We start from the raw sequence: 3953 nt of genomic DNA, 5'->3' as shown, positions 1-3953 counted from the left end.
AACCCACCGCGCCGACCGGAATGATGGGTTACGACGCACGGCAACCTGATGGTCATATCAAACCCTCCATGGCGTGCGCCCTCCACCCTACAAACACTGCTTCCCCCTAAATCCAATAGCCCGGTGCATTTTTCGCCGGGTATCAACGAGGTATGCCAATGAGCGAAGAACTCGGGAACATCCCGGAACCCTCTCAGCCGGAACCCAAGCCGGTTCCGTCGGCCTGGGAACGGGAAACCCTGGAAAAAGTCTTGATGGCGTCCATCGCCGAGCAACGGCAGGCGCGGCGCTGGAGCATCTTCTTCAAGTCGCTGCTGATGATTTACCTGGGCGTGGCGGTATGGCTGGCGACCAAGCCCTTGATGGGCCACGGCCAGTCGGACGGCAAGGGCCACACGGCCATCATCGACGTGGTGGGCATGATCGCCCCCGGCCAGCCATCCAGCGCCGAGAACATCATTGAAGGCTTGCGTGACGCGGTGAGGGACGCCAACACCAAGGGCGTCATCCTCCGCATGAACACGCCGGGCGGCAGTCCCGTGCAATCCGCCTATGTCTGGGAAGAAATCCGCCGCATTAAAAAAGCCAAGCCGGACCTGCCCATCTACGCCGTGGTCGCCGACATGTGCGCCTCCGGCGGTTACTACATCGCTTCCGCCGCCGACAAAATCTACGTGAGCAACGCCAGCGTGGTCGGCTCCATCGGCGTCATCATGGGCAATTTCGGCTTCGTTGAGGCCATGAGCAAGCTGGGCGTGGAGCGGCGGGTGATGACGGCGGGCGACCACAAGGCGCTGCTCGATCCCTTCGCGCCGGTCGATCCCGTCGCCAAAACCCACATGCAGACGGTGCTGGGCAGCATCCACCGCCAGTTCATCAACGCGGTGAAAGAGGGCAGGGGACCGCGCCTGAAGGAAACCCCCGACATGTTCTCCGGCCTGATTTGGACCGGCGAGGATGGCATCAAGCTGGGCTTGGTGGACGAAATCGGCGATGTCCGCTACGTGGCCGAGGACGTCATCCACGCCAAGCGCACGATGAACTTCACGCCGGACCAGGATGTTTTCGAACGCCTCACCCACCGGCTGGGCGTCTCGCTGGGCCAAGCCCTGTTGAACGCGGCCACCGCGTCCCTCGAACCCCGCTAAGCCATGGTGGGCCGGGCATGTATTCCGTGCCCGACGGTTCAAACCAGATAAAAGTAGACATTCCCGGCGTCGGGCATGATTACATGCCCGGCCCACCAAATCCCCAGCCCATTCAGGAGATGCCCTTCGATGGCCGACAAGGATTTTGAAATCATCGCGGAAACGCCGCTTTATCGCGGATTCTTTAACCTGTCGCGGATCCGGCTGCGGCACACCCTGTTCGGTGGCGGTTGGAGCGAGCCGCTGGACCGGGAGTTGTTCCATCGGGGCCGGTGCGTGGGCGTGGTGCTATACGACCCAAAAGCCGACCGGGTGGTGTTGATCGAGCAATTCCGCATCGGCGCCTTGTGCGTCAAGGACGATCCCTGGCTATTGGAAATCGTCGCCGGGGCCGTTGAGGACGGCGAGAGCCATGAGGCGGTGGCCCGCCGGGAAGCCTTGGAGGAGGCGGGCTGCGAAATCCGCGAATTGATCCGCGTCGGCGAGTTCTTCACCACGCCCGGTGCCTGCGCGGAGCGGCTGACCTTGTTCTGCGGGCTGGTGGACTCCAGCGGCGTGGGCGGGGTGCATGGACTCGCCGAAGAGCAGGAGGACATCCGCGCCAGCGTGGTGGATTTCACCGAGGCCATGGCCTGGGTGGAAGAGGGCTTGATCGACTCCGCCATCCCCATCGTGGGCCTGCAATGGCTGGCCTTGAATCGGGAGCGTCTGCGTGGCTTGGCGGGCGCGTGAAAAGCCGTCGCTCTGGAAAGGCAAGCTTCTCGCCGCGCCCGGAAAGTTAACGCGCTCTCCAAAGCTTGCGCGTCGCCGCTAATTCTGGAGTCCAAAGCTGGCTTTGGAGGCGTTTATGTATGCCAAAGCAAGCGCCGGTTTAGCTTCCGCTTTCCATTCCCCTCTCTCGATGCTTTGTGTGTCATTTCGCTCAGTGGTGTGTGAAATGACATATTTAATTCTTGGGCGGAATGCGCGTCCAAGTCGTTACCCGGGCCACCGACCCTGTGGGTGGCAATGAATCTTCCCGCTAATGGCCTCGTATGGCACAGCAAGTGCATCGCTGCCCACCCCATCTAGAGTCCTAGATCATCGCTTATGAACAAAGGTGTAGAAATACAGTCAGCCGCAACCGGCGCGCTGTGCCCGTTGTTGTCGATGCCGCCGGGATTCTTAAGGAACGGCCGCCAATGCTTGGGTAACACCGGCGCTCGGCGGCTTATCAATCGCTCCAAGCCGACGGGGCGTGCTTGGTTCGGCAATCCATTCCGCAGGCATTGACGATGAATCCGGGAAAACGCTTTCTTATCGGCACCGCCTTGGCAATCGCTTTCAGCGCCCAGGCCCATGAATTCGAGCCAGGCAAGACGGTCCCCAATTGCAAACTGGCTCCCCTCAACAATGGCGCGAGCCAAGACCTATCGCACTACAAAGGCAAGGTACTGTACGTGGATTTTTGGGCCTCCTGGTGTGGGCCTTGTGCGCAGTCCTTCCCCTTCATGAATAAACTCGATCACGAGTTGAAGAATCGGGGCTTGCAGGTGGTGGGTATCAATCTCGACGAGAACCCGGAGGACGCCAAGGCGTTTTTGGATCGCCATCCGGCCAGCTTCGTCAATGTGGCCGACGCCAGCGGCGGACAATGCCCACAGGAGTTCGGCGTCATGGGTATGCCCTCGTCCTACCTCATCGACCGTCAGGGTGTGATTCGTCATGTCCATGTGGGCTTCCGGCCCGGCGAGGCGGAAAAATTCCGCGCCCTGGTGGAACAATTGCTGGCCGATGAGCCACTCGCGAAAAACTAAGCATGGCTAGACTTGAACGGGCCGGGGCGGCGTGGCTGCTGGCCTTGAGTGCGCTATTGGCGGGGTGCGCCCCGGTGTCGCCTTGGGAGCGTGGTCATCTCGCCAAGCCGCAGATGGCGCTGGAGCCTCATCCCGGTCAGGCGGCGTTCCGCGAACACATCCACGGTGGCCGGGAAGCGGCCTCGGGCGGTTCGGCGACCAGCGGTGGCGGGTGTGGTTGTTACTGAAGCATTTTCATCCTTGATGTGCGGGCCGAGAGCCTGTGGGAGCGGGCTTCAGCCCGCGACAGCCATGCCTAGGCGTGGGCTGAAGCCCACTCCCACCACAGGAGCCGCGCCTTGTTGAAATGGCTGGCCCGGAGCTTCGCGGCCTTCGGACCTGGACTAAGGCAAGCGGGCCAGCGCTTTTTCGGGTCTAGGCGGCCACACGCCGCTGGCCCGGCCCGAGTCGTCGGCCCGCTGCCGCCGGGGCCGGAGAACTCCGCCCTCCGCGCCCTGACGGCGGCGGCGCTGGCCCTGCCCGGATTGGCTCAAACCCCGGCCCATGCGGCGGAGGGCGACGAGGCTTCTTTTCAATACGGCCATTACAAGGAAGGTGCCCGCGACATCTACGGTGCCCGCAGCGCCTACGACCCGATTCGGGTGGACAATTTATCCGGCGGCGGGCGCTTCACGCTGTTCGACCGCTGGAAATTCGCCTTCAATTACATTCAAGACACTTGGTCAGGGGCGACGCCCATCACTTCCGCGCCGAATGCTCTAGGCGGCAACAACTACCCTGGCAACAGCGCCACCATCACCGGCGCCACGCCGTTGATCGCCGGCAACGGAACCTTGATGTACGACCGGCAGTTCAATCCTTACCGCTTGGACCTGGAGACCGGCGAATACGTCAAGGACCGGCGGCTGGTGCAGACCATCGCCACCGCCTCGCCCGAGACCCGCCAGCAGGGCGATTTCAAGATCACCCACGAATGGGACGAGGCGGCGGTGGATGTGGGCGGCGGGCT

The 3953-nt window shown here is 62.4% G+C and carries 5 protein-coding genes; all 5 read left to right on the top strand.

What is annotated here, in order from left to right:
• Positions 1-158 precede the first annotated feature (158 nt).
• Positions 159-1148 (top strand): S49 family peptidase, encoded by a 990-nt coding sequence (locus ACXWUF_RS20030; RefSeq protein ID WP_458496337.1) that lies wholly within the window; start codon positions 159-161, stop codon positions 1146-1148.
• A gap of 129 nt (positions 1149-1277) precedes the next feature.
• Positions 1278-1880 carry an NUDIX domain-containing protein gene (locus ACXWUF_RS20025; protein ID WP_458496336.1) on the top strand — a complete coding sequence of 201 codons (603 nt, stop codon included), beginning with the start codon at positions 1278-1280 and terminating at the stop codon, positions 1878-1880.
• Positions 1881-2422: 542 nt separating this feature from the next.
• Positions 2423-2944: a TlpA family protein disulfide reductase gene (locus ACXWUF_RS20020; RefSeq protein WP_458496335.1), complete on the top strand. Its 522-nt coding sequence runs from the start codon at positions 2423-2425 to the stop codon at positions 2942-2944.
• 2 nt (positions 2945-2946) lie between these two features.
• A complete protein-coding gene (locus tag ACXWUF_RS20015; protein ID WP_458496334.1) occupies positions 2947-3171 on the top strand; it encodes a DUF4266 domain-containing protein in 225 nt (74 codons plus the stop codon).
• Between the two features lie 111 nt (positions 3172-3282).
• Positions 3283-3953: DUF3570 domain-containing protein (locus tag ACXWUF_RS20010; RefSeq protein ID WP_458496333.1), on the top strand; the 671-nt coding region annotated here is incomplete at its 3' end.

This window comes from Methylomagnum sp., from assembly GCF_054333355.1.
The sequence above is the reverse complement of the archived record's forward strand: the minus strand, read 5'-3'. Positions and strand labels throughout refer to the sequence as shown.